This is a genomic window from Paenibacillus xylanilyticus (assembly GCF_013359935.1).
GTDB lineage: Bacteria > Bacillota > Bacilli > Paenibacillales > Paenibacillaceae > Paenibacillus > Paenibacillus xylanilyticus.
This window is the reverse complement of sequence record NZ_JABMCB010000206.1, coordinates 329,168-354,499: the sequence shown is the minus strand read 5'-3', so window position 1 is coordinate 354,499 and position 25,332 is coordinate 329,168. Positions and strand designations below refer to the sequence as shown.

The 25,332-nt window shown below is 48.2% G+C and carries 25 protein-coding genes; 13 read left to right on the top strand and 12 right to left on the bottom strand.

All coding sequences use genetic code 11. From position 1 onward, the window contains the following. Window positions 1-45 precede the first annotated feature (45 nt). The 3 genes from HP552_RS33500 (at window position 46) to HP552_RS33490 (ending at window position 1,322) form a co-directional block, all read left to right on the top strand. Window positions 46-375, top strand: coding sequence for a YtrH family sporulation protein (locus HP552_RS33500; protein WP_090920214.1), 330 nt, complete (start codon window positions 46-48; stop codon window positions 373-375). 21 nt (window positions 376-396) lie between these two features. Next, complete coding sequence (locus HP552_RS33495) at window positions 397-885, top strand: sporulation membrane protein YtrI (protein WP_175399637.1); 489 nt, start codon at window positions 397-399, stop codon at window positions 883-885. A 95-nt stretch (window positions 886-980) separates the two neighbouring features. Then, window positions 981-1,322, top strand: coding sequence for a YtpI family protein (locus HP552_RS33490; RefSeq protein WP_175399636.1), 342 nt, complete (start codon window positions 981-983; stop codon window positions 1,320-1,322). 148 nt (window positions 1,323-1,470) lie between these two features. Here HP552_RS33490 and HP552_RS33485 read toward each other — a convergent pair whose 3' ends face one another. The 3 genes from HP552_RS33485 to HP552_RS33475 all read right to left on the bottom strand — a co-directional run bounded on the left by HP552_RS33485 (window position 1,471) and on the right by HP552_RS33475 (window position 3,708). Beyond that, window positions 1,471-2,805 carry a DRTGG domain-containing protein gene (locus tag HP552_RS33485; RefSeq protein WP_175399635.1) on the bottom strand — a complete coding sequence of 445 codons (1,335 nt, stop codon included), beginning with the start codon at window positions 2,803-2,805 and terminating at the stop codon, window positions 1,471-1,473. 171 nt (window positions 2,806-2,976) lie between these two features. After that, window positions 2,977-3,264: a hypothetical protein gene (locus HP552_RS33480; RefSeq protein ID WP_217506643.1), complete on the bottom strand. Its 288-nt coding sequence runs from the start codon at window positions 3,262-3,264 to the stop codon at window positions 2,977-2,979. Window positions 3,265-3,360: 96 nt separating this feature from the next. Beyond that, the gene (locus HP552_RS33475; protein WP_095288137.1) at window positions 3,361-3,708 is read right to left on the bottom strand and encodes a YlbF/YmcA family competence regulator; all 348 of its coding nucleotides are present in this window, start codon (window positions 3,706-3,708) and stop codon (window positions 3,361-3,363) included. Between the two features lie 282 nt (window positions 3,709-3,990). On the opposite strand from HP552_RS33475, the gene HP552_RS33470 reads away from it, so the two are divergent. Genes HP552_RS33470 through HP552_RS33450 form a run of 5 tightly spaced genes read left to right on the top strand, consistent with a single transcriptional unit; the run spans window position 3,991 to window position 10,344 of the window. After that, window positions 3,991-5,358: a YheC/YheD family endospore coat-associated protein gene (locus tag HP552_RS33470; RefSeq protein WP_175399634.1), complete on the top strand. Its 1,368-nt coding sequence runs from the start codon at window positions 3,991-3,993 to the stop codon at window positions 5,356-5,358. 30 nt (window positions 5,359-5,388) lie between these two features. Further along, complete coding sequence (locus HP552_RS33465) at window positions 5,389-6,579, top strand: YheC/YheD family protein (RefSeq protein ID WP_175399633.1); 1,191 nt, start codon at window positions 5,389-5,391, stop codon at window positions 6,577-6,579. Between the two features lie 59 nt (window positions 6,580-6,638). Beyond that, window positions 6,639-8,012: a YheC/YheD family endospore coat-associated protein gene (locus HP552_RS33460; protein WP_175399632.1), complete on the top strand. Its 1,374-nt coding sequence runs from the start codon at window positions 6,639-6,641 to the stop codon at window positions 8,010-8,012. Beyond that, window positions 8,012-9,118, top strand: coding sequence for a YheC/YheD family endospore coat-associated protein (locus HP552_RS33455; RefSeq protein WP_175399631.1), 1,107 nt, complete (start codon window positions 8,012-8,014; stop codon window positions 9,116-9,118). The genes HP552_RS33460 and HP552_RS33455 overlap by 1 nt, the downstream gene beginning before the upstream one ends. 35 nt (window positions 9,119-9,153) lie before the next feature. Then, window positions 9,154-10,344, top strand: a complete 1,191-nt coding sequence (locus HP552_RS33450; protein ID WP_175399630.1) for a YheC/YheD family endospore coat-associated protein — start codon at window positions 9,154-9,156, stop codon at window positions 10,342-10,344. 152 nt (window positions 10,345-10,496) lie between these two features. Here HP552_RS33450 and HP552_RS33445 read toward each other — a convergent pair whose 3' ends face one another. Further along, on the bottom strand, window positions 10,497-11,183 hold the full coding sequence (locus HP552_RS33445; RefSeq protein WP_175399629.1) for an HAD family hydrolase: 687 nt from the start codon (window positions 11,181-11,183) through the stop codon (window positions 10,497-10,499). A gap of 292 nt (window positions 11,184-11,475) precedes the next feature. On the opposite strand from HP552_RS33445, the gene HP552_RS33440 reads away from it, so the two are divergent. Next, window positions 11,476-13,194, top strand: coding sequence for a methyl-accepting chemotaxis protein (locus HP552_RS33440; protein WP_175399628.1), 1,719 nt, complete (start codon window positions 11,476-11,478; stop codon window positions 13,192-13,194). An 86-nt stretch (window positions 13,195-13,280) separates the two neighbouring features. On the opposite strand, the gene HP552_RS33435 is transcribed toward HP552_RS33440, so the two are convergent. Beyond that, complete coding sequence (locus HP552_RS33435) at window positions 13,281-14,270, bottom strand: Gfo/Idh/MocA family protein (RefSeq protein ID WP_175399627.1); 990 nt, start codon at window positions 14,268-14,270, stop codon at window positions 13,281-13,283. Between the two features lie 413 nt (window positions 14,271-14,683). Here HP552_RS33435 and HP552_RS33430 point away from each other — a divergent pair, with 413 nt between their 5' ends. From HP552_RS33430 to HP552_RS33415, 4 genes are all read left to right on the top strand, one after another. Beyond that, window positions 14,684-16,315, top strand: coding sequence for a thiamine pyrophosphate-binding protein (locus tag HP552_RS33430; RefSeq protein ID WP_175399626.1), 1,632 nt, complete (start codon window positions 14,684-14,686; stop codon window positions 16,313-16,315). Window positions 16,316-16,326: 11 nt separating this feature from the next. Beyond that, window positions 16,327-16,695, top strand: coding sequence for a carboxymuconolactone decarboxylase family protein (locus tag HP552_RS33425; protein ID WP_175399625.1), 369 nt, complete (start codon window positions 16,327-16,329; stop codon window positions 16,693-16,695). Between the two features lie 186 nt (window positions 16,696-16,881). After that, the gene (locus HP552_RS33420) at window positions 16,882-17,232 is read left to right on the top strand and encodes a hypothetical protein (RefSeq protein WP_175399624.1); all 351 of its coding nucleotides are present in this window, start codon (window positions 16,882-16,884) and stop codon (window positions 17,230-17,232) included. Between the two features lie 54 nt (window positions 17,233-17,286). Next, complete coding sequence (locus HP552_RS33415; RefSeq protein WP_175399623.1) at window positions 17,287-18,279, top strand: 3-oxoacyl-[acyl-carrier-protein] synthase III C-terminal domain-containing protein; 993 nt, start codon at window positions 17,287-17,289, stop codon at window positions 18,277-18,279. An 85-nt stretch (window positions 18,280-18,364) separates the two neighbouring features. Here HP552_RS33415 and HP552_RS33410 read toward each other — a convergent pair whose 3' ends face one another. From HP552_RS33410 to HP552_RS33380, 7 genes are all read right to left on the bottom strand, one after another. Then, window positions 18,365-18,934, bottom strand: coding sequence for a manganese catalase family protein (locus tag HP552_RS33410; RefSeq protein ID WP_175399622.1), 570 nt, complete (start codon window positions 18,932-18,934; stop codon window positions 18,365-18,367). A 144-nt stretch (window positions 18,935-19,078) separates the two neighbouring features. Further along, entirely contained in the window at window positions 19,079-19,354 is a 276-nt protein-coding gene (locus HP552_RS33405) for a spore coat protein CotJB (RefSeq protein ID WP_175399621.1), read from the bottom strand. Then, window positions 19,344-19,583 (bottom strand): spore coat associated protein CotJA, encoded by a 240-nt coding sequence (locus HP552_RS33400; protein WP_175399620.1) that lies wholly within the window; start codon window positions 19,581-19,583, stop codon window positions 19,344-19,346. The genes HP552_RS33405 and HP552_RS33400 overlap by 11 nt, the downstream gene beginning before the upstream one ends. A gap of 229 nt (window positions 19,584-19,812) precedes the next feature. Then, entirely contained in the window at window positions 19,813-21,192 is a 1,380-nt protein-coding gene (locus HP552_RS33395) for a hemolysin family protein (protein ID WP_175399619.1), read from the bottom strand. A gap of 46 nt (window positions 21,193-21,238) precedes the next feature. Beyond that, entirely contained in the window at window positions 21,239-22,375 is a 1,137-nt protein-coding gene (yfkAB, locus tag HP552_RS33390) for a radical SAM/CxCxxxxC motif protein YfkAB (protein WP_175399618.1), read from the bottom strand. 219 nt (window positions 22,376-22,594) lie between these two features. Then, complete coding sequence (locus HP552_RS33385; RefSeq protein ID WP_175399617.1) at window positions 22,595-23,713, bottom strand: HD-GYP domain-containing protein; 1,119 nt, start codon at window positions 23,711-23,713, stop codon at window positions 22,595-22,597. Between the two features lie 69 nt (window positions 23,714-23,782). Beyond that, window positions 23,783-25,216: a bifunctional metallophosphatase/5'-nucleotidase gene (locus HP552_RS33380; protein WP_175399616.1), complete on the bottom strand. Its 1,434-nt coding sequence runs from the start codon at window positions 25,214-25,216 to the stop codon at window positions 23,783-23,785. Window positions 25,217-25,332: the final 116 nt, after the last annotated feature.

Below are 25,332 nucleotides of genomic sequence, written 5' to 3'. Positions count from 1 at the left end.
CATTGACAGGAGGTGTGCTGCTGGGTCTGAAAGGGGTGTTTTCCGATGAGCACATTTTTGTCCAAAGCCATTCTTGATTTCTTTATTGCGTTTGGAATCGTGCTGGGCGGCGCGATGATCGGGGGAATCGGCGCCGTTATCTCTCTCCAGCCTCCGACTCAGACGATGCTTGATATTTCCGGGAAAATAAAAATATGGGCGCTTGCAGCAGCGGTGGGTGGCACCATTGACCCCATGCGTGTCATTGAGAGCAACTTCCTCGACGGCAATCTGTCTCCGGCGGTCAAGCAGATTTTGTACCTGATCTCAGCCTTTATGGGAGCTCACATGGGAACCGAACTCGTAAAATGGGTATGCGGTGGAGGCCGGGGCTAATATGAACCCGGGACAGCGCCCATGAGGATCCCACCATTTTCACGCTACCGCCCGCTTATGCGCATGACCGCTGTTTTTGTCCTGGGAATGATTGCAGGAAGCATCGTATATAACGGTATATTTCACCTGAGTTATAACAAGCTGTGGCTCAACAATCAAGAATTGCAGCTTCAGCTGCATCAGAATGAGGAGGATATCAAAACGCTGAAAAAATACAGTAAACGGCAAACTGTCATCAAGGAAATCAAGGTCCGTGCCGAAGAGTCGGACAAAGGTCCGGACGAGGCTTCTCTAAAAATCATGCTGCAGAAGCTAGGAGATGAGCTGGAGGTTCTGCGGGGGCGTGATGTATTTAATATTGATGAGTACAGCAAAATGACACGCATTATGCTAAACCAGAAAGTTTACAGTGTAAGAGAAAAAGAATACACCGTCCAGGTTAAAACGATGCTCGTTATGGAAGGCGTACTTCAGGTTTGGGTACAAATCCGGATGCACGTCCCCGCTTAACCCCGGGGAAGCAGCTAGAAAAAACTGCCCTTGTCCTCTGTCCACGTGGTACAATGAGGACAGTAAATGCTTTCCAGAAAAGGAGCTGCTGATTCGTGTTGATCGATGTACTCAAGTATGCCCTAATCGCCATTTTTGCTATAGCCATGGTCTGTTCAGCTCTGAACAGCATTCGTTCACATCGGGCCGCGAGTGCCGCTGATGCCGGTCTCTATCGTTCGTGGACCAACATCTGGATGGGTGGCATGCTGGTTGTTCTGTCCGTAATCCTAATGTTTGTCTTCACCGGCTCCAGTCTTTCCATTGTTGTGGAAGCGCTCTTTCTGATTATCGGTGCCTACAATCTGTTTGCCGGTTTGCGCAACCGCAGTTACTATGCCCGTCTTCAGGAGCACAGTGGAGATCAGGCAGGCAGCACATCCAGACAGTCGGTCTGATGCACACTTAATAATGGATTTACAGCAAAAAGAGGTTATCCCCATTTATCGATGCATGTCTGAAATCCGGCTGTGGAACAGCGGTTCGAAATGCTCGTCAGGAGGATATCCTCTTTTTTTATGCGTATTGTAACAGCAATGATCTGATTTAAGCATGATCAATGGACTGCAGCGTCATTACTGCTTTGCATACCACGTTTCCTTCACGGGTAATGACAATGTCCATTTTGCAGGTCCGTCGGCTGGTCTCCAGAATGACCGGACGAACCAAGATCTGATCCTCAATCTGCACCGGATGGACAAAATACGTCGTCACATTATCCACGACATAATCATTCCCTGTGACGTCCCAGGCTGCCCGCCGACCTGCCTGTGTCATGACATTCAGAAGCACCCCTTCCGAGATCGTGCCCAGGTCTGTCGCCATCTGCGGAATAATGAACCCGTGGAACATCAGTTCATTCTGTTCACTGCGTTCCTCGGCAAACCCGTTCCAGATCAGATGATCAAAGGTCTCTCCCAGCTGCGGCTGCTTCTGGGCGTCACGCATCGCCTGCAGCACTTCCTTACGTGTGACCGAGGCAATCAATTTGCGATTCCGATCCACGATGGGCAGAAAGTCGATACCTTCCCATGTCATAATTTGTGCAGCGGAAGCCAGCGAAGTTTGCAGTGAAGCCGTGATCGGGCGGCGTACTACGCATTTCTCAATGCTCTGCTCTTCCTGAAGCTCGCTCACATCTTTCAGGCTGACAATCCCGATAACACGATTCCATTCGTCAACCACCGGGAAGCGATGTTCTCCTGTTTCGGATACCAGCTTGTGAAAATCAGCCGCAGAGCTGGTTACCTTAAGTACTTGAAGACGCGGCTTCTGACCGATGATGTCCTCTACAAGCATTATTTTTTTCTTGATCAGTCGGTCGAAGATCGCCCTGTTAATCATGGAAGCCACGGTAAACGTATCATGTCTGGAGGAAATAATCGGAAGTCCTAGTTCATCAGCCAGCAATCTGACTTCACGGCTTGTGCCGAATCCACCCGTTATAAGCACACCTGCTCCCTGCTCAAGGGCAAGGGAATGAGCGTTGTCCCGGTTACCAACAATCAATAAACTTCCGGCATCAATATAACGGGCCATGGCCTGCTCTTTCATCGCGCCAATCACATACTTATGGAGCGGTTTGGCCAAGCCGTCACTACCTCCGAGTACGTGGCCTTCCACGATGGTAACCACATCGGCAAAGGTCAGTTGTTCTGACATGCCGCGTGGCCTCTTCTCAATACGCACCGTCCCAATCCGTTCCTTGGTCACCACCAGCCCAAAGTTCTCTGCTTCTTTTACGGCACGATAAGCTGTACCCTCACTTACACCAAGCTCTTTTGCAAGGCCGCGAACCGATATTTTACTTCCCACTTTTAATTGCTCTATATGTTGCAGCAGCTGTTCGTGCTTCGTCACGTTTTCTTCCTGTCCGTCCATCTGTACCACCCCCGGAGTTGCATCTGTACTATTCTGTATCTATTATAACACGGCCTGAGGAAAATAACCCCATTCCCAACTCTTCGTTTATTTACGTAAAAAAAGACCGAATACCCTCTATGTTGAAGGATATTCGGTCTACATATCTCGACTTGGCCAGTGATCCAAACCTTATACTGACTTGCTCTGCTCCTGCTTGTCCACCAGCTTCATCTCCCATTGCCGCAGCTTGGCCCGCCGGACAGCTTCCAGTGCACGCTTCTTCTCTTCATCTACACCGAGAATGAAATGAAGGTGTGCACCAATGATTAATAGTGAGAACAGCACCCATACGATGCCAAAAATATTAACCCAGTCCATTCCACCAGCGAATGAAATTCGCGGCAGTGCGATCACCAGCATGGCCAGTGCGATCAGCAGATAGATCACATGTTTTGCCTTTTTTAACCTTTTCACCATTCACAGCTCCTTCGTTCTTGATCGACTCTATATGTCTAGTCTATGAACGGGAACCATGTAATATGAAAGGTTTAGACAAATAACCTGTACAATGATCTAGGCTTCAGCGCCGCCATACAGATGGCCCAGGCTGTCTGCGATAATTTTGTTCACATCTTCAATGATAACGCTCAGACGACGCTCGGCGTCAAACAGACGACGGATGTTAAGATTCAGGCTCAGCACCTCAAACAGCTTCTCCATTTTCTCCATCTCGTCCGGAGCAGGCATGTCACCACTCATCATGCGCTGTTGCAATTCCATCTGTTGATCGCGGAAGCTGTCCAGCATGCGCTTCGCCTCCGGATCAGCTTCAATCAGCTTCATCGCGGAAGTAATTTCTTCCACCTCGCTGCTTTCTCTCAGTGCTTTGGCCAAATCATTGGCTTTGTCATAAATGTTCACTATTATTTCCTCCTCAAAAATTGGATCGTTCTGCTGCTATTCATTCAGTTCTTCATCATTCTCGTCGTAACGTTCATCCGTGTTAATACACGTATTTCTCTTCCGTCAAACAATGGCTGGCCCAGACAGGTCATCGATTACGATGCCAAATCAATTGCATTTAATCCAAATGGGTCAATCACAAAGGGGTATATGTCCTCATATGATGAAGCACATGCCATGTTCAGATGCCGTTCAACTTCGAGATCAGACATCAAGTTGCCGCCCGGAAGGAGATCCGTGATGTCCACTAAAAAAGTAACGATTCAGGTTACCGGCTCGGGCATCCTGCAGGACGACGTCATCATGCTGGGCGAAGGGGTGCTCAAAGCACTTAAAATCCCTTCGGGAAGGCCGCTTCAGCTACAATTCGGCTCTTACCGTCATGAAGTCACTGTTATCCCGGTTCCTAGGTATGACGGTCTTCGTATCAATCAGACGGTAGCCAGCAAGACCGGCCTGGTTCCCCGCTCGGTCCTGAGTGTATCCTATCGTTCAGCCAGCCGTACGCTGCGCCTCGGACCCTTCATCAGTGTGCTGGTAAGCCAGGACTATCCCGATCAGCCCGATCGGCCCTTTGGCTCCATCACGATGTTCTGTCATGAACTGGTGAACGCCTGCCGTAAGCGAGGCGCCTATGTATCCTTTTTTACACCGGAGGATATCGGAGCGGTAACAGGTCATATTCAGGGCTGGGTGTATGATGACGGCTGGAAAAAGACGGTTCTGCCCATTGCAGACGTCGTCAATAACAGGCTGACATCCCGTAAGCTTGAGAACAAACCTAGCGTACAGCATTTCATGAAAGAAGTAAAATCTCTCTACGGCACACAAACCTTTAATGAAAAATTCCTGGACAAAAATGAAGTGTTTGATGCCTTGAAGTCCATTACAACACTCAAAAGGGTCCTGCCCGAATCCCATCTGCTGAAGTCAGCAGCCACGCTCAAAACGATGTGCACCCGGCATCCGGTTGTATTTCTCAAACCTGTGCGAGGTTCACTTGGCAAAGGGATCATCCGGGTTTCCCGTCAAATTGACGGTAGTTTCCTTACACTTGCAACAAGCGTCGGAGGCACCCGCAAACAAACGTATGCTTCTCTGGATAAACTCTATGCGAGTCTGTCCGGAAAAATGAAAACGACGCGTTATCAGATCCAGCAAGGTCTGTCTCTCATCGACAATGGCGGCCGGCCTGTCGACTTCCGTGCTCTGGTGCAAAAAAATCGTACCGGCAAATGGAGTGTCACCTCCATTGTGGCCCGCATTGCCGGAGGCAGCCACTATGTATCCAATCTGGCTCGCGGCGGAAGCCTCAGTACGGTGAAGGACGCTGTGGCGAAAACCCAGCTGCCGGCATCTGCCAAAGCCTCTGCTTATGCCGGGCTCCATACGGCAGCGCTTGATATTGCCAAAGGGATTGAAAGTGCCATACCCGCCCATTTCGGTGAACTTGGTATCGATCTCGCAATGGACACCACTGGACGTGTCTGGCTGCTGGAGGTTAATTCAAAACCTTCCAAGAATGACAATACGCCACTGAGCGAGAGCAAAATTAGACCCTCAGTCAAATCCATGCTGGAATACTCCACCTATCTGGCGGGGTTCTGAAGAGTTGTCCAATACAGGAGGTGCATTCCAATGCGATCATCGCCACAATCAAAAACCTTAGCGGTACTAGTCCGTGGAGCAGAAGGGGCACCACCCTTCTCGGATGAACTCTTTTGCCGACGCCTGAGTTTGGAGAGCCATCATTTTGACCTGAATATTATCGTACTGCCCATATCCAGTGACCGAGATGATCCTCTGCCTCAAAAAGGATACATTTACCGTGACGGGCTATGGGAAACTTCACCTATTCGCGGAGTCCAGATGCTGATGGATCGGTGTCTGCTGCCACTTCCAAGAAAATGGAGACAGAAGCTTCGGGAGCTTACTATATCCGGTAGTGCACACGTAAGACCTTATTGGTCTGCCTCCTTGCCCGGTAAATGGAAAGTCCATCGGGTATTGTCTCGCGAAACACAGTTGCGCAAACTTCTCATCCCGACCGTTCTCCTTCAGCCTGATGCTGCATGGGAGCAATGGCTGCAACGTTGGCCTAAGGGGCTTTTCTTCAAGCCTGTATCAGGGACCCATGGCAAGGAAACGTTTCGTCTCACCCATGGAAACGATAAGTCCTCATGGACTATGGAAGGCCGAGATAAGAACAACGAACGTTTTTACCGTACATTTTACACTCGTTATATGCTCTCGACCTGGCTTGAATCCCAGATCGCCGATCGCCAATGGATCATGCAGCCATATCTGGATTTGAGTCATGATCGTCATCCATTTGACATCCGGGCCCTGGTTCAAAAAAACGGACATGGGCAATGGACCTTGACCGGCTGTATGGTGCGTGAGGGCGCAGAAGGTTCCCTCACTTCCAATCTGCACGGCGGGGGAAAAGCGCATCCTGCCCGCCCTTATCTGCTGAATCGATACGGGGACATTCGTACCGAAACCCTTCTTGAATCGATCAGCCGGGCTGCTGCTCTGATTCCCCCATTGCTGGAGAGTCATTTCGGCAGACTTGCTGAACTCGGACTGGATTTCGGAGTGGATTCAAAAGGTCGCCTCTGGCTGCTGGAGGTTAATTCGAAGCCGGGCCGTTCTTCATTCGCAGAGGCAGGTGACCGACAGATGCAGGCACTGACCTACACCCAGCCGCTTGCCTATGCACGTTATTTGCTGCAACAACATGTTCTCTCGGACGTCGTTCGTCCAATGAAAATGCCGAATACATCCAGCACAGCTGGCCTGAAACCCATCCCGATTCACGGCGGCTAGGCCCGCAGCGCCCGCTTGCCATGGAGCCGAAGGATTTTTTCAGGATAGGAGGATAAATCATGAGTTTGACCTTTTGCAATCTGCATTTTACGCAGCAACCGGATAAAGTGGTTTATATATCCAACGCATTAATGAAAAGTCTGAATCTATCCGGCAAAAAAACGATACATCTGCGGTTTGGGCGAGACCGGGTGCCTGCTACCATCAAACCGATCAAAAAGGCAGGGAAACATCTCTATCTCGCCACGGGCATACGCAATCTGATGAACGTTCCCAAGCGGGGCAGCATCTATCTGCGCAATCTGCAAAATGATGAAGTCCAGCTCGGACCGCTGATCGGGGTATTGTCCGATGGACCTGCGACGAGCTCCAATCCGTTTGGCTCCCGTACCGGGTTTATCAAGCAATTGCTCCGCGAAGGAAGCCGCAAATCATATATATATGCGTTCACACCGAGAGATATCAACTGGCAGAATGAAACAGTATCCGGTTTTTTTCTGAACGAAAACGGAAGTTTTGTTCGCAAAACGGTTCCCTTACCGGACGTTGTCTACAATCGGTTACCCAGCCGCCGTTCCGATTTCTCGCCTGCTATCAATCAACTGCGGGAGCGGTTTGTCCGGCGCAAAATACCCTTCTTCAACTGGAGCTTTTTCAATAAGTCGGATATCTACCACCTCCTCGAGAATGATCCTGATGCTGGTCGGTATATTCCCGAATCCATCACCAATCCGAACGTGGATCAAATGAGAGAAATGCTGGAACGACACCAGTTTGTATACTATAAGCCTACTGCTGGAAGTCTCGGCAACGGCATTTATCGTTTGACCTATTCGCCCAAACGCGGATATTTCGCACGTTACCGCAAAAAAGGCGGCAATGCCCTCCTGCGCTTCGGCTCATTCAACAGCCTGATGCGCATGCTTCAGGGAAGACACGGCAAACAGCTCCGTGGATATGTCGTTCAGCAGGGAATCCGCCTGATTGAGATTGACGAATGTCCAATTGATTTTCGTTTTCACATGCACAAAAATGGTAACAATCAATGGGTCGTCGTCGGCATTGGCGCCAAAAAGGCTGGTCGGGGCAGCGTGACAACGCACATTAAAAACGGCGGCTCCCTGATGACCCCCGAACAGGCGCTCAGCCGCAACTTTGGGGACCGCGCGGGAGAAGTGCTTCAGCAGGCCAAAACCGTCGCTATTACACTGGCCCAGGCGATTGAAACCCAGCACCAGCATCTGATTGGTGAGATTGGCTTTGATCTGGGCATTGATCAGGAGGAACATGTATGGATGTTCGAAGCGAACGCCAAACCCGGACGCTCCATTTTCCGCCATCCTTCACTCCGGGTGGAGGGAAAATCGTCAGTGGAGCACATTTTGGAACACTGCCTGTATTTGAGCAAATTCCGGAAGAGGGACGGCATTTGATGAGCCTTCATGATGATTTCAAACCTGTCATTGCCGTGTTGACCATGCACGATAACCAGCGGGGATTCAGGGGAAACCATCAAAATTTTCTGGACATTATACAGACAGGCGAAAGCATGGGTTACCAGGTGTATATTGTAACTGTAAGAGATTTGGATGTGACTGGTCCAACCGTTATGGGCTACACGTATAACAAAGGGAGTGGAAAATGGACTTCGCAGTCCTTCCCTCTCCCTCATGTACTGTATAATCGCATCCCTTACCGGGAGGATGAGCGAAAACCTTCCGTTCAGCGCAAAATCGAGGAATGCAAGCAAGCGGGGATCGAACTGTATAACCCTTTTTTCTTCAATAAATGGGACCTGTTCGAATGGCTTAAAAAGTCCAAATCCACCCAGCGCCTGATCCCTCATACACGCCGGATGCGCAGTGCCTCTACTCTCGGTATGGTGCTGCGGACATTTCCCTATTTGTATCTGAAACCGGAAAGCGGCAAGGCGGGCAAGGGCATCATGATGTTGAAGTTTCAGGAAAAGGAACGTCTTCCATTTCGGCTCAAGATACAAAGTTCCCGAAAGAGCACCACGTACAAGGCAGCTACACTTGCCAAGTTGTGGACTCGAATTCGCAGAGAAACGGGTCATACCCCTTATATCATGCAGCAAGGAATAGAACTCGCTTCCTCCCGCAAACGTCCCTTCGATCTGCGTGTTCTTGTGCAGAAGAACGGTAAAGGGCAGTGGAGCGTAACAGGTATCGGTGCCAGACTGGCTGGCTCGCGAAGCATTACGACCCACGTTCCACGCGGAGGCAGTGTAGAGGATCCGGAGCAGCTTCTTACAGAACTGTTCGGAGAAGAAACAACAGCAGCACTCATGAAAAGAGTCAAGTCCACTTCATTAATGATCGCAAGACAGGTTGAACGTGGTTCCGGACATACGCTTGGCGAGATGTCTATGGATCTGGGCATCGATGATCTGGGAGAGATCTGGTTCTTCGAAGCCAATGCCAAACCAATGAAATTCGATGAACCCCAGATACGGAAAAGATCATTGGAACGCATTTTTCAATACAGTGCCTATCTTGCCCGCCAGTCCAAACGATAATGGAAAGGAATAACAGCTAAAGAAGGTGATTGTTTGTGTCCTCACCTGTTCTAGGCATTATGACGTTGTACTTAAACGAACATCGCGCCTTGGAAGAACGGAACATCTACCGCAGAATGATCCTCGAGGGACGCAAGCGGGGACTCGACATCTATGTGTTCACACCTGCGGATGTACATCCCGGAGGCAAACAGATCGAGGCCATGGTCTTCCATTCGGAAAAGGGATGGTCCAGGGAATGGCGTTCCTTTCCGGATCTGATCTTTGACCGCTGCCGCATACAGCGAAACCGCAGATTTCAGCAGCTGCTCGCCTTTCGTGAAAAATATGGTCACCTGCTCTTCCTAAACAGGCCGCTTCGCAATAAATGGACCATACATCAGACCCTTTCAGCCCAATCCGCTTTTCACGAACATCTGCCAGAGACCGTTCTGTTTCATGACATGTCTGATGTCAATCGAATGCTTAAAGCCTCCTCGTTGATCTATCTGAAGCCCATAAACGGAACAGGCGGACGTGGTATCTTGCGGATCGAACGAATCAGTGGCGAAGCCAACATGGTCCTGGTTCAGGGACGTGACCAAAAACGGCGTATCATTACTCCGCGCAAAGTGCATTTATCACGACTTGGTTCCCTGCTCCAGCATTGGAACATGAAGGATAAATACCTGGTTCAGGAAGGCATCCAGCTCCAGCTTCCGAATGGGCGTGTACATGATTACCGCATGCTCGTCCAGAAGAATGGCGAGGGAGAATGGGAGCTTACCGGTTGTGCTGGACGTATGGGAGCAGAGAAAAGTGTGACTTCGAATCTGCATGGCGGCGGTCAGGCCGTTGCCATGCAGCGTCTGATGAAACAATGGATTCCTGATGAAGAGCTGAGAACAGAAATTAATGCTACCGCAGAGAAATTCGGCATTTCAGTGGCCTCATTTCTGGAAGATACGTACGGCGATCTGTGTGAGCTTGCTCTGGATTTGGCGATCGACAAGGATGGACGCATCTTCCTGCTTGAAGTGAATCCCAAACCTGCACGTGAAGTATTTGCACGGATTGGCGAACGGGATATTTATTACAAAGCGATCACTCAGCCGTTGGAATATGCGCTATGGGTGTATCGCAACCGTACCGTAAGGACTCCAATTAAAGAGAAGATTATCAAACCTAAACCTATAAGAGGTAAATCAACCGCAACCCGAAGGTCACGAAAATCAAGATTAAAGTAGCTGATCCACTTAAAACATGGGCCTTCTGTTGAAGCCTCAAATGAATATTCATTCTAAATAAAAAGCCTTCATCTCCAGGCCCATGACAGACACTGGAGATGAAGGCTTTTCCGTTTTCACTCGCGATTTAGAGTAATCCATCTGGCAATGAACTAGTCTGCTTCCCGATAGAGCCGAGTAAGTTCCGTAAAGTCAGAGATTAATACGTCGGATCCGGCGAGTTCTTCATCCCGACCAAAGCCGGCATATGCACAGCCAATAACGGTCTGACCGTTCATTTTTCCGGCTTCCACATCGGACGAACGGTCCCCAACCATCCAGGCATCCTGAATCCGATGTTTTTCGAGCAATAGCTGCACCAGGTTGACCTTGGAAGGTGTCTTGTATTGTCCCGCACTGTATACCCCTTCGAATAGAGGCATAATCTCATGGGCAAACGCCACCCCTTTGACATAGTCCTCCAGCCCGTTACTGGCTACAAATAACCTCACACCTTGCTCCTTCAATGCTTCCAGCGTCTCTTTTACATGCGGATACAGCTGTGAGCTCCCTTGATCGAGTCCCTCGATCTCCAATTGAAGCAGCAATTCATCCGCACGACGATGTGCCGCTTCAGAGGCTTCCGGCATGACCACTTTCCATATATCTTCAAGCAGCATGCCCAGACTTCCCAGCATCCGTTCCTCTGGAGGTGTCTCCCCTTCAAAGTGTCCTTCAGCACGAAGTGTATCAAACAGCTTTTGATAAGCCGGCAGCAGCAAGGTCTCAGTCTGAAACAACGTTCCATCCATATCAAAAATCATCGCTTCCGGTTTCTTCAATACAGTCTCTTTACTCATTTCCAAGGTTCGTTCCTTTCGGATTGAAATATGTAATCGGCATCATTCTCTTCCCATGATAAACAAAAACGTTCGGCAGTGTAAACCAAACACTGTAAAAGGTTTGAATGATAATGTCTCACAACACAATACGGAGATTATACAAAAATTAAACAATCTATGTACAAAGATGCTTTCTTAAAGTATAATACCGAAAAATAGTTCTTAAGACTCCTAATCCATAAGTCCTGTAATCATCATTTTTCTAGTTTTTTCGACAAATACATATACCCAAAAGAGAGGAAAAGGAATCATGAAGAAACGGAGAACATTCAAAATTTTTTATAAAATCGGACTGGGCTATTTGTTCGTACTGGCCGTACTGGCAGGAAGCATCCTGTTGATTCAGAATAGTATTGGTCAGCTTCAGCAGGAGCTTGACTATCTGGTGGATCACGACATGAAAGTGCACGCCCTGACGTATGAATTGGAAAAAAACATGGTGGATATGGAAACGGGGCAACGAGGATACGTTATCACAGGACAGGAAAGTTATCTTGAGCCTTATACGAATGGGAAAGAGCAGCTTGTAAAGCTCAAGGACCAGTTAGCTGGGCTTATTTCCGATAATCCAGCGCAATTGACACTACTGCAAGATATACAAAGCTCCATGGAACATTGGATTCAAGTTGCTGGAGAGCCCGTTGTGGCTCTGCGTCAGGCTAATGATCTCGATGCAATCCGGCAGTTTTTTGCAACGGATCCAGGCAAAAGAGACATGGACGAGATCCGTAGTTCTCTCGCCACTTTTCGAAATAACGAACTGGCTTTAACGGATACACGTACAGAAGCATTAAAACAGAAAAACATGATTTTGAACTGGGAATTATATGGTGCCCTCATCCTTGTCGCCCTGATTTCAGTCTTTGCTGCACTAATTTTGTCCCGTGCCATTGTCAAAAACATTCGTACAGTTACCCATGCGCTGAATGATATCGGTTCGTCCAATGGAGATCTGACCCTGCGTATTGCCACTCCTATGAAGGACGAAACGAGAGAACTCGCCGAAGCTGCGAATACGATGTTATTGGGTTTGCAACAGATGATGTTTGATATCCAACGTAATGCTACAGTTCTCAGTACAGCATCGGACCGGATGGATAAAGGTGTGGCAGACAATCACCTGGCCGGAAAAGAAGTAGCCGCAGCGATGGAGCGTGTAGCCGAAGGGGCAGATGATCAGGTAGCACTGACCCAGACGATGGTGGCTGCCATGGAACAATCCCAGACTGGGCTTAGCCGGTTGGCTGCATCCGCAGCAGATGTGGCTGAACGGGCGGTACGCACCGAATCCATTGCGCTTGATGGACAACAGCGAATTGACAATGCGGTTGGCAAAATGGGAGTTATTGAGCAATCCTTCCTGTCTGTGCAGGAAGCCATTAATGACATTTCCAAAATGTCCGATCAGGTCATCAACATTGCAGATGCCATGTCAGGGATCGCGAGACAAACCAATCTGCTTGCACTTAATGCAGGAATTGAGGCTGCACGCGCTGGGGAAAATGGACGCGGTTTCGCAGTTGTCGCTGCCGAGATTCGTAACCTTGCCGACCAGAGCGCCACATCAGCCAAAGAAATTACGAGCATTCTGGAAACCGTGGTGGCAGGTGTACATAGCACGGTTGATGTTATGGATGAAAGTACGGCGCATGTTAACGAGGGATTGCGGACCATTGAGGATGCCGGTCATGCCTTTGCGAATATCACGCAGCATATTCATGACCTTAGCAGTCAAATGATGGATGTATCTGCCGTGGTTGAAGAGCTCACTTCAGGTAGTGAGGCTGTCATGAATTCGATTAACGAAGTATCCATCGTTGTAGAAGATACCGCATCGGCCACCGAGGAAGTATCCGCCATGACAGAAGAACAGCTTGCCTCCCTGCAGGAAATGAGTGACACTTCCAAACAGTTGAATCAAATGTCGGATGCACTGGACGAATTGGTGAAACGATTTAAGCTGGCTTAAGGTAATCATCTCAAGTCTTGATAACAAAGAGAAGCAGCTACCCCTAAGGTAACTGCTTCATTTTCTGTTGTATTTAGGAGCCAAGTTCACAATTTCATCGTCATTCCGGTTGGCTGCGGATTACGAAGAGCCTCAAGCACCAATTGTGCACGATATCCATCGTTAAAATCATATATTTTGGCCGGCTTATCCTGAATACGAGCGATTACATGTTTGAGGACAGGAAGTTCCCCCATGGATTCATCCACTTCTACTGGTACAAGCGGCTGCCCAACTGGCCCCATCATCAGTTCTTCCCAATTCTCCAGGGCTATGGTTCCTTTGGTTCCGTAAACCACCATGGATACCCGTTCCTCACCTGCAAAATGCGATATCCCGTTCAGCTGAATTCGGGTTCCGTCTTCCAGCTTCATGGCAGCCTGCACCTCATGCTCACATTCTTCCGCATCGTCGGGATACTGGACCCGGCTGCTTACCTCCGTGATTGGACCAAACACGTGCTGGATCATGTGAATCCAGTGGATGCCCACTTCAAGGATAAAGCCCCCCTGTTCCCGGCTTGAAATCCATGAATTCTGCTGCCATGCCCTTGGCCACTGGGGAAATTGCAAAATCAGCTCTATTTTGCGAATCGAACCTATACGTTCCTGCCCCACCAATTCTTGCAGTTTCAACACGGAAGGTTCATGAGGCATGGAGAAATGAATGGCATGAACTACACCTGCCTGCTTCGCTGCCTCCAGCATCTCATGGGCTTCTTCTGTACTGTTCGCCAGCGGCTTCTCACAAAACACATGGATTTTCCGTTTTAAGGCTTCCATGACGACAGGATAATGATATTTGGGCGGAACGGCAATGTACAACAGATCCACTTTGTGTTCGTCCAGTAACTGCTTATAATCGCTATATATGCTCGTTTCCGGACGAGCTTCGGCAAATGCCTTCAGTGTTTCCTCGTTCGCCTCACATACAGCTATAAGCTCAATACTTCCGTCCAATTCTGCTTGCTTAGCTTGTTGAATCATATGTAAACCCATTTTTCCTAACCCTATAACTGCCATCTTCAACTTGGTCATTATTTCTCACTCCAATCCAAACCCCATTATAACAGAAAGTTAAAATTACCAGTCTTTTGCATTAACATGCAAACCGAAACCTTATCGGTTACTCCATGTTTCATTAACAGATAAGTCTACGTTTCCAGTCACCAATTCACATAAAATGTTATTAAATTCACTCAAGTCATTGGTTACGGGAATATATAACTAATTTTATTTCTTATATGTCACAAGCACTTAAGCGTTACCAACCTAAGAATCAGGTATTTTTACTCATAAAAATGAGTTGACAAAAAACCGCAAAAAAAGATAACCTTCCTATTAACAAGGATTTATTTCCTTTTACAACCTTAGACAATCACTTGCATTCGAAAAAATCGGATTATGCCCTATGGGTCTTAAAACCTATTTTATGAAGCGAGGTGTCCCGCATGAGAACCGTTGCGGACTATTTGGCAGAAACTCTGCACAAGCTTGGTGTTACTCACGTCTTTGGTATTATCGGAAAGTCCATTTGCCCTGCTGTCCTGAAAATGGTGGATCATGGCCTCGAATTTATTCCTGGCCGCCATGAATCCAGTTCGGGATTTGCAGCTGCAGGCTATGCTCTTCAAACCGGAAAACTTGGTGTTGCATTTGCCACTTCGGGCCCTGGTGGAACCAACCTCTTAACCGCTGCGGCCCATGCCAAAGCGAACAACCTTCCCGTTTTGTTTATTACCGGACATCAATCCATTCAGGAGCTGGGCATTCCCCAGTGCCAGGATTCCTCTTCCTACCTGGCAGATCTCGCAGAGATGTTCAGACCGGCTACATTATTTAGCAAACTGGTTGAGCGTGGGGATCACTTTGGCACACTGCTCAATCATGCCCTTTCCATTGCACTTGGTCCGAACAAAGGCCCGGTTCATCTCTGTCTTCCCTTTGATGTTCAGACCGAAAGGCTCGCTGAATGCCGAGTTATTATACCTGAACCCGAGCCTCTGATTAGCGTGTCCAATCTGAATCGTATCCTCCCACTGCTTCAAAAGTCCAGTCATCCATTAATTATCGCAGGTAAAGGTGTCAATCGAGCGAAGGCTCATGATGAGCTGCGGCAATTTGCAGAACAATTTCATATTCCTGTTATCACCACTCCTGGAGGGAAAGGTGCCATCGCCTGGGATCATCCGCTATATCACGGGCCCTGTGGTGTTGGAGGGTTCCCCCACGCAGATGAATTGCTCAATCGAAGTGACCTCTATATCGTGCTCGGTTCACGTCTGAGTGACATGACGATTTGTAATCTCAAACCGGAGAATCATCCCGTACATCTCATTCAGTTCGATGCCGATCCTGCCTTTGTCGGTAAAATCCTCAACTCCCAAACCTTACATATTACGGGCGATTTAAAAGACAATATGCAGTTTCTGCTTGGCAGTCTGACCGAACAAGCAGTCCCCGATAGGGAAATGTCAGCAGTTGATTACAGTGTTGCTCTGCCCGATCTGCCGAACCTCTCCCTTGCATCTGTGTTGGATAAGCTGAGCGACATGCTGCCATATGATCACACCCTGTTTGTTGATGATGGGAGTCACGGCTTCCATGCTGTTCAGCGATATAAAGTGAAGAAACCAGGCAGCTTTGTGTTTGATGCCTACTTCGCCTGCATGGGTAATGCCATCGGCATGGCAATCGGAGCCAAGGCAGCTGCACCGGACGAAACTATCGTTTGTATAACAGGCGACGGATGCTTCATGATGCTTGGAGCCGAAATTAATACTGCTGTATGCCACAATCTGCCGGTCATCTTCATCGTAGTGAATAATAAACAGCTGGATATGGCTCTCAAAGGAATGCAGAAAACAACGGGCCGAATCGATGGCACCTTGTTCGAAGTGCCCATGGATGCGGCGAAGTTTGCCGAATCCCTCGGTGCTCTCGCGTTTCGGGCAGAAACACATGCTGAGTTCAACACTGCCCTGAAAACAGCTCAGGAACTGAAGCAGGTTACAGTGATTGAACTCATGACGGACCGTGACGAGATTCCGCCTACGGCCCACCGTACTGTGAATTTGAACTAGGGGGAATACAAATGAGTGAACAAGTTGCTCAGGGGATGGAGCGTTTCGCAAATCTTTCAGGAAAGTACGGGGCTACAGCCTTGGCACCCATTAAGGAACAATTTCCTGAATTGGCTGAGTTCATTATGGGAACGGCTTACGGAGATATCTTTCAGCGCAATACCATTTCGGATCAATGGAAAGAAGTTGCTGTGATTTCCTCACTGATTACGCAGGGACAATTCGAGCAATTAGGAGTGCATTACGTGATGGCACTGCGTGTCGGTGTAACCATCGATCAACTCAAGGGGATCCTGCTGCATCTGGCACCCTGTGTGGGGGCTCCGCGTATTATTAGTGCTTTTAATGTACTGCTCGCGACACTGGATGAAATCCAGTAATTCACTATTCTACATATTTATACACGATTCGACTTTTTTTATTGATCTTCTGACATCCGCGCCTTTATAATATGGGTGAATTATCCTCCAACTCAGCTCACATCTCAGAAGCGTTTAACAATGGCGATGATGGCTGTGTCCTGGTAGCAGGATAGCCTTAACTCACTTAAAGGAGAGAGAACAATCATGGGAAGTTTTATACTCAAGACTGATGTTCCAAACAAGGTGCTTAACATTGAACTGGAGGGCTCTTTTTCTCAAGAAGACGGATTGCGTTCCATCTCGGCTTATCAGGATACGATTGCTCCCATTAATACCACAGAATATGACCTGCGTATTGACTGCAAAAAGTTGAATGTCACTGCTCCGGAAATTGTACCTCTGCTTGAGGGATGCCTGGCGCTATTTAAAAAAGATGGCTTCAAAAAAGTTGTACTAACCCTCGAAAACAATGCCATTTTAAAAATGCAGTTGTCCAGACTTGGACGTGCTGTCGGTCTGGATAACCTCGAAATTATATCTACCGTTACCACCTAATAAACCAGGCGGACAAGCTGTGGATTCACCCATCCGCTCAAGAGGAGAATGAAGATGGCCGGAATTCGTATTGTGGATATCGATATTTATCACCCGAAACACCAGGTGGGCAATGATTTTTACATTGAACATTTTGATGCGAGGGGGATCGATATTCGGGGGCTGTTAAAGGCACTTGGACGTGATAAACGTTACAAAATTGACAACGAAGATGAAAACTCATTAAGCATGGCCTTTGAGGCAGCCAGTAACCTACTGGAAAAGACCGGGCTTACCGGTGGGGATATCGATCTGATTGCTTACGCAAGTCAAACGCCGGAGTACATTTTCCCTACGAATTCTTTAATGATTCATCGCTTGATTAACGGAGCTTCCCATACGATCTGTATTGACAGCAATGCCAACTGTGCGGGTATGACTGCAGCCTTTGAGCAGGTTAGTCGTCAGATGCTGGGTAACCCCAGAATTCGGCGCGCTCTAATTATTGGCTCGGATTACGTGGCCCCACATGCCAGTCCGGACGATCCTGTCTATTATGCCAACTTCGGCGATGCAGCGGCGGCTGTCATTGTGGAACGGGACGAACACGCGGTTGGATTCATCGACTCAATTTATCAGACAGATACGTGTGTATACAACAATTCACTCTTTCCGGCTGAAGGTCTGGCGAAATTGGGCAGAACCGGTGTAGACCCAGGAGCCTTCCATGTCAAATTCACACCATTTGATGATTCCATCTGTGTCGATGCAGCATCCGAGTCCATTCGCACACTGCTGAGCCGTAACGAAATCGGTGCACATGAAATCAAAGCAGCCTGCTTCTCCCAGCTGTCCATCGGTAATATCCGTGCAGTGTCTGAGAATATTGGCATTACCGAGGATGTTGCCGTCTATATCGGAGACGAATTCGGCTATACTTCAACCAGCAGTCCCTTTATTGCCCTGCATCGAGCGATAACCTCAGGTCAGATTCAGCGCGGGGATAAAGTCCTGTTCTGGACCGTCGGAGCCGGGTGGCAAAATGTTGCCATGGTCGTCGAATATTAAGCTTCACTCAAACAAAAGAAGGATGTCCTTTTTCACTTCAAAAGGGGCATCCTTCTTTTTTTATATTTATTTATGAGCGTTTGCCTCAAAAAATCTTCTTCGTTTCCCGATCATCCTTCAGGATTTCGACTGCCTCGCGGAAACGCAGCGAATGCACGATCTCCCGTTCCCGCAGGAACTTCAGGCTGTCCTGCAGATCCACGTCATCGGTCAAGTCAATCAACCATTGATATGTAGCCCTGGCCTTCTCTTCCGCAGCTATGTCTTCATACAGATCCGCAATCGGATCTCCCTTGGCTTGAATATAGGTCGCGGTGAACGGTACGCCTGCGGCATTATTATAAAAGAGGGCCTTGTCATGATTCACATAGTGAGCATCCAGGCCTGCCTTCTCCAGCTGCTCTACTGTAGCATCTTTTGTAAGCTTGTAGATCATTGTTGCGATCATTTCAAGATGTGCAAATTCCTCCGTGCCGATGTCATTTAGGAGACCGATAATTTTGTCCGGAATCGTATAGCGCTGGTTCAGATATCTTAGTGCTGCAGCGAGTTCCCCATCTGCTCCACCGTACTGTTCCATCAGCAATTTGGCCATATGAGGATCACATTTACTTACTCGAACAGGATATTGCAGTTTTTTCTCGTATACCCACATGTTGGACTCTTCCCCCTTAAACCATTTTGATCTGAGTATGATCCGATTTCAGATTGCGTTTGTTCTTTCACTTCCCGGGTATCCCTGCCCATGATTCCTGGAAACCCGGGTGCTGTATACTTTTCAATATCAACTCGGCGGCCACTACACCTGCCAGGGCCAAGGCGCCTCAGACCACTGCCATGGATATTTGGAGAATGCATGACCAAAGTTCATGAGCGGACCATACAGCTGTTGGAACTCCTGAGCTACCCTCATACGTTCCTGGGCAAATTTGTTATACTGCTCGATACTCTGATAGTCGCCCGGGTGGGTATCCAGATACAGATTCAGCTCCACCAGTACAAAATCCAAGGCTTGCAGTTCCTCCAGCAACTCATAGTATCTGGCGTCACAGGCTTTCGCTTCTTCAGGTTCCATCTGTCCCTACCTCCCTCCCCTTTGTTTTTTTGGATGTATAAGGGCTGTATAATGCAGGCCACAATGTTCCCAGTCTCAGTGCTTCTGCCGGACTGTACTGAGGCCAGCCCATCGGCTGAAAAGGGATAAATAGCTGCGGAGGAACAAGGTATGTCTTGATTTTAATGGGCTTACACGGATCAAATGGCCCCACAAACGGGGCGTATGCACGAATCTGTGGATCTACCACTACTAAACTCCTCCCTTCACTGAAAATTTGGTTATTCGTCAATCAACAACCAAGCTCTTGCTGTTCCCGTCTCTCTATCCATATGTCATCGCTCCTTAAGTTAAACCCAATTTAACTGAAACAGACCTTAGAATTTCTCAAACCTTCTTTTTCACAAAAAAAGACCCCTGAAACACTCCCCAAAAGGAATGTTCCAAAGGTCACATTTATTACAATATGCTAATCCGTTTTACAACGAATTGTCCGATTTAGACTTGTCCTGTCCCTCTTCCAATGCCACAGCCTCTTCTTCAGATACAGGGCGCTTGTATACCTTGACTCTGGTGATCCGCAAACGGGTGGATTCCTCCACTTCAAAAATATAACCGTTTTGCTCCCGTGTTTTACCTTTGGCTGGACTGCCTTCAAGCTCTTTGAACAACCAGCCGCCAATGGTATCCACTTCTTCGTCATCAATAATTGCCCCTGTCCACTCATGGACCTCCTCAATCAGGGATCGTCCATCAATGGAGAAGGAATCACCGCTGCGTTCCATATGGGGACGCTCATCCTCGAACTCATCATATAGATCGCCTACAATCTCCTCCAAAATCTCTTCTGCTGTCAACAAGCCGGCTGTACCGCCATATTCGTCAACAACAAGCGTCATCTGGGAGTGCTTTTTCTGCATGAGGCGCAGCACATGACTAATTTCCATGGACTCAGGGACATTCAAAATGGGTCGAACGAGTGAGGCCAGGTTCTGCTGCTGCTCCGGTGCCGCCAAGAGCAGGTCCGTAATATGGATAAATCCGATAATTTCGTCTTTATCCTCAACCGCGACAGGATAACGGGAATGCTTCGTTGCATTAATAATTTTCAGGTTTTCTTCCAAAGACAACTGGGTATACAGACAATCCATATCCGTACGCGGAAGCATGATCTCCCGAGCAAGCATATCCGAAAAATCAAAGATGTTATCCATCAATTTGATTTCATCCTTATCAATGACACCGCTCTTCGCACTCTGTTTCATCAAAATGCGAAGTTCATCTTCAGAATGGGCCTCGCCTTCACTGGCAGGCTCGATCCCTGCCAGTCGCAGCAACGCGTTTGCCGATGCATTGAGAACCCAGATGAACGGAAAGAAGATTTTGTAGAACAGCAGCAATGGTGCTGATAATAGCAGCGCCACTCCATCTGTTTTCTGAATCGCAAGCGACTTCGGTGCAAGTTCTCCGAGCACAATATGCAGAAACGTAATAATACAAAAACCGATGATGACGGACACTGTAGAGATCAATCCCGTATCTGCTACACCCAGTTTGAACATCAGCGGTTCAACCAACAATTCGGAGATCGCCGGTTCACCGAGCCAGCCGAGCCCCAGTGATGTCAGGGTGATGCCGAACTGGGTTGCCGACAAATATGCATCCAGTTTACCATTCACTTTTAGCGCATAACCTGCCAGCCGATTTCCCTCACTCTGTAACTGAGTCAAACGGGTCTGTCTGACCTTAACCAGGGAAAATTCCGCTGCGACGAACACGCCATTCAAAAATACGAGCAGAAATACACAGACCAGATTGAACAGTAACTGCCCGAAATGAAATTCGGTATGAATATCCAAGTCGACACTCCCCTTTTCTATCTATTTCAGGAATATACCTGGAATATCAGCGTGTGATGGCTTTCCTCGATTTGAAGTCAACGCCTTTATAATACATGTCAGCCACCAGCAGGTTGGGTCCACAGCAGGAGGCAGCATCACAGTGACAATTTACTGTCTGATTCAGCGGGTGCTCCGCTGACCATTCATGAAATACTTCATCCAGTCTGCGATCACGTATGTTGCCAAAAGCAGGGATGTCAGCAAAATCCGTAACATATACGTTGCCCGTAAACATGTTAACGTTAACGCGGTTCCGACCGTCCGGGTCATTCCGCACTGTTACGTTAGGCTCACGGTAGAGACGGTTAATCAATTCCCGATCCTCATCGGCTGCACTGCATGCAAAGAACGGAAGTGTACCGAACAACATCCACATCTCCTTGTCACGCACATCCAACAAACGATGAATGGCTGCACGCATATGGTCCAGAGACAGAACAGGCAGCGTGGAAGCAAAATTCGAATTATACATTGGGTGCACTTCATGACGTACACAACCCATCTCACGAATCAGTTGATGGATGCCCTCCAATTTATCGTGAGTACGAAAATTAATCATGGACTCGGCAGAGATGAACATGCCTGCTTCACTGAGTTTGCGGGAATTTTCTATCATTTTCTCATACATTTTTACCGCCACTTCACGCTTGACGGGTCTGCCGCTGTTAGCAAATCCGACTTGATGGAAATCATCGGCATTTAAATAGTTGAATGAAATATGCATCACATCAAGGTAAGGCAGCAGCTTCTCGTAACGAGCGAGATCCAGCGTCAGATTGGAATTGATCTGTGATTTTATTCCGCGTTCCTTGGCATATTTCAGCAGCGGAATGATCATTTCATCAACTGTCTTTTGACTGAAACTTGGCTCACCACCCGTCAGACTGATGGTCTGCAGATGCTCCACTTCGTCCAGTCGTTTCAGCATCAAAGGCAACGGTAACGCGGGAGCTTCACGCATGGTGAGCATATCCCCTACCGCACAGTGCTCACAGCGCATATTGCACAGATGAGTCACGGTCATTTCTACACTGGTCAGCACATGGCGTCCATATGTACGCAAAGAGCCGATCGGATCCCAGGGATCATTAGTCGGCGATAAAGGCATCGGTTCTACCGATCCTGAGTTTAGCATGGTCATTGTTCTTCACCTTATTCCTTTTATTAACCTAAAAAGTTTAATTTACATCATACTCCGCCAATATCTTTTTGGAGTTATCTTTTATCATAGCACAATTTTGAACGAATCGGCATGATGTGCTCTGTCCATTACATGACAAAAACGCCCATACAACTCCAAGGCCTGCCCGGCCCGGATATTGCTATGAGCGCAGCCGCTGCTGGCTGAATTCCACAGCCATCAGGAAAATTCATCACAGGCTGGTACCGGAGGCACCCCTTCATCCCCTTCAACACCTGTGATCATAACCGATAACGCTGTGGACAGATCAATCTCGTATGGTGCCTTTAGCGTCTGTCTATCTGCATCCTTTAACACTCGGATCCGTGGCCGCTGTGGAATGCGTGAGTCAATGGATGCAACAACCCCTACCTCTCCCGTACTCAGTGTCACGGAAATGCCTATGGGATAAATGGCCACGCAGTCACGGAATTTCTCCAGCATACGCTGCTCGTAGAGCAAGCCAGATCCTGTATATAAGACTTCAACCGCCTGATGAGGCAGCAGGGCCTGACGGTATACCCGATTGCTTGTCATCGCGTCATACGAATCGGCAAGAGCAATCCACTTGGCGTACTCATGAATCTCGGGGCCTTTTAGGCCAAACGGATAGCCGCTTCCGTCAATTCGTTCATGGTGCTGCAGGGCACAATGTGCAGCGAGTAGCGGTATACCGGGTTCATCTTTTAAAATACGATGTCCATATGTAGTATGCTGCTGTATGATTTTAAATTCCTCATCACTTAACTTGTTAGGCTTGTGCAAAATATCTGGAGCGATCTGTGTCTTTCCAATATCATGCAGCAAGGCCCCAAGTCCAATCTCCATCAGCTGCTGTCTGGAGTAACCGGAGGCTACGCCCAGAACCAGTGTATACACGCATACATTCAACGAGTGGTTGTACAGGTCAAAATCACTGGAGTTCATATCCATCAGCATAATCATGGCTTCCTTTTGGCCGCCAATGTCCTCCAGAATGGTATTCATCAGACCACTTAACGTTTTGCCAAAGTGAGGAATCCGACTTTTGGTTTTCAACCCCGACATGCTCTGAAACTGCTGCTTAATTTCTACCAATACCCTTCGTCTGGTCTCTTCCTGAAGCATATCGGGAACAATAATATCCTCCGTTGCTGCTTCCTTAATATAAACGTAACCTACGCCCAAATCCTTCAGACGTCCTATCAACCGATCGGTCAGTTCCACTTCTTCACTGAGCAGAACCAAACCCTCTTCACTATAAATCCGTTTCCCCAGCTTCATGCCAGGCTGCAATAGGTTTATATGTACCAAACGCACAGCCTATCCTCTCCCGCTCCGTAGATGTCATTTCCACTAGCCGCCGCTTCAGCAGAAGGCAAGTACTCGTTATATTCTTTCGTGCCAGTGGGACCGCAGGCTGTCATCCAGCGCCCCTGGTCTTTTTAACTCGATCTCAAGCAAGTCCCTTATGAATTCAGGAAGCCGATATGCTATTTCGGTTCCCTGAGCTAACGAAGGATATCCCACGTTGAACGTAAACATGTCCAGAGTCCCGACCACATATTCCTGTTCATCCCCCATTGGCTTGCCCTCGGTGTATATTGCACGAATTTTTTTATATGGAGGTCCTTGTGGATCAAACTCTACTTCCATACCATCCATGCAAAGCGTACCGAGAATTTTTCCGCGAAATCCAAACCCAATAATTGGTTTTTCCGTATATTCTGGCAGCAAGGACTGCTCCAGTGCCTCACGAATCTCACTGCCTTTCAGCTTTATTGTACAGGCATTGATCGGAGAAGGACATAGGGAATGCAGCATTCCCTTGCTGATGTCCCCTTGCGGAAGTTCACCCAGGAGCTGACCGGCATTAACGAGAGACAACTGCGCTCCCGTAAAATGTCTTACAGCCTGAGCGAGCAGCGATGCAAATGGTGATTCCTTCTCATATTTTATCGGAAGATTTCTGTCAATTATTACAGCTGTCTGACCAAGAGTACGTTCTGCCTCAGCACGATGTGCGGCGATTGCCAGTGCAACATTCTCATCCAGCATCTGATTCTTCAAGGGAATACAGCCGCTGCTGACCAGTGCAAGCTGATTCGCCCCACTTTCCCGTTCCAGTACGACTTTTCCAAGCCACTGACCGAACTTCCCTGCGGCTCCGAGCACCGCATCTCCAATGACCAGAGGTTCTTCGAGCACATGGTGTGTGTGTCCGCCAAGAATAACGTCTATGCCCTCAATTTGCTCGGCCAGTTTCCGATCGGTTGAAAGGCCCAGATGAGAGAGAATAATCACGACATCCACTTCAGGCCGTAATGCTTCGACTTGCCTGCGCAGCGTCTCCACGGGATCCAGCAGCTTCCATCCCAGCAAGTCATAAAAAGCCGTAAAAGGTGCGGTCGCCCCGAGCAGACCTATCCGAAATGGACCTTTGTCCACAATAAGAGAAGGCTTCATCCATACTGGAGGAAGGCCGCTGACTTCTTCCACAACATTCCCGCACACCACAGGACATAAAAGTCCTGAATATGACTGTTCCAGCTGCTCCGGTGTAAATGTCAACCCCTCGTTATTGCCTATCGTTATGGCATCATACCCCGTCAGATTGATTACATCGACGTTGGCTGCACCCAATGTTCCTTCCGTTTCAACGGCCATGCGATCCATATGATCCCCGATATCCAGAACCAGAAGGTTGTCGTTCTGTTCTCTCTCCTGTGCAACCATGGCGGCGATAGAGCTCATGGAACCAAAATGACTATGGATGTCATTCGTATGTAGAATGGTTAAGGTTTGTGTTTCCTTGGTGCTCATCACACCGCCTCCTCTCTTTCCTTGCTTAACGCACTTTCCTCTAATAGATAAGCATAACATTTTCCGCGTCGTTATGATATATTGAAAGGGTTTAGAGATCAAAAAGAGGTGAACCA

Excerpts from the sequence above, each read along its gene's own strand:
- HP552_RS33435 (WP_175399627.1), bottom strand. The coding sequence starts at position 14,270 with ATGACCAAGTTGAAGATGGCAGTTATAGGGTTAGGAAAAATGGGTTTA.
- HP552_RS33460 (WP_175399632.1), top strand. The coding sequence starts at position 6,639 with ATGAGTTTGACCTTTTGCAATCTGCATTTTACGCAGCAACCGGATAAA.
- HP552_RS33430 (WP_175399626.1), top strand. The coding sequence starts at position 14,684 with ATGAGAACCGTTGCGGACTATTTGGCAGAAACTCTGCACAAGCTTGGT.
- HP552_RS33495 (WP_175399637.1), top strand. The coding sequence starts at position 397 with ATGAGGATCCCACCATTTTCACGCTACCGCCCGCTTATGCGCATGACC.
- HP552_RS33500 (WP_090920214.1), top strand. The coding sequence starts at position 46 with ATGAGCACATTTTTGTCCAAAGCCATTCTTGATTTCTTTATTGCGTTT.
- HP552_RS33445 (WP_175399629.1), bottom strand. The coding sequence starts at position 11,183 with ATGAGTAAAGAGACTGTATTGAAGAAACCGGAAGCGATGATTTTTGAT.
- HP552_RS33485 (WP_175399635.1), bottom strand. The coding sequence starts at position 2,805 with ATGGACGGACAGGAAGAAAACGTGACGAAGCACGAACAGCTGCTGCAA.
- yfkAB (WP_175399618.1), bottom strand. The coding sequence starts at position 22,375 with ATGACCATGCTAAACTCAGGATCGGTAGAACCGATGCCTTTATCGCCG.
- HP552_RS33380 (WP_175399616.1), bottom strand. The coding sequence starts at position 25,216 with ATGAGCACCAAGGAAACACAAACCTTAACCATTCTACATACGAATGAC.
- HP552_RS33420 (WP_175399624.1), top strand. The coding sequence starts at position 16,882 with ATGGGAAGTTTTATACTCAAGACTGATGTTCCAAACAAGGTGCTTAAC.
- HP552_RS33415 (WP_175399623.1), top strand. The coding sequence starts at position 17,287 with ATGGCCGGAATTCGTATTGTGGATATCGATATTTATCACCCGAAACAC.
- HP552_RS33465 (WP_175399633.1), top strand. The coding sequence starts at position 5,389 with ATGCGATCATCGCCACAATCAAAAACCTTAGCGGTACTAGTCCGTGGA.
- HP552_RS33425 (WP_175399625.1), top strand. The coding sequence starts at position 16,327 with ATGAGTGAACAAGTTGCTCAGGGGATGGAGCGTTTCGCAAATCTTTCA.
- HP552_RS33405 (WP_175399621.1), bottom strand. The coding sequence starts at position 19,354 with ATGGAACCTGAAGAAGCGAAAGCCTGTGACGCCAGATACTATGAGTTG.
- HP552_RS33440 (WP_175399628.1), top strand. The coding sequence starts at position 11,476 with ATGAAGAAACGGAGAACATTCAAAATTTTTTATAAAATCGGACTGGGC.
- HP552_RS33470 (WP_175399634.1), top strand. The coding sequence starts at position 3,991 with ATGTCCACTAAAAAAGTAACGATTCAGGTTACCGGCTCGGGCATCCTG.
- HP552_RS33455 (WP_175399631.1), top strand. The coding sequence starts at position 8,012 with ATGAGCCTTCATGATGATTTCAAACCTGTCATTGCCGTGTTGACCATG.
- HP552_RS33410 (WP_175399622.1), bottom strand. The coding sequence starts at position 18,934 with ATGTGGGTATACGAGAAAAAACTGCAATATCCTGTTCGAGTAAGTAAA.
- HP552_RS33480 (WP_217506643.1), bottom strand. The coding sequence starts at position 3,264 with ATGGTGAAAAGGTTAAAAAAGGCAAAACATGTGATCTATCTGCTGATC.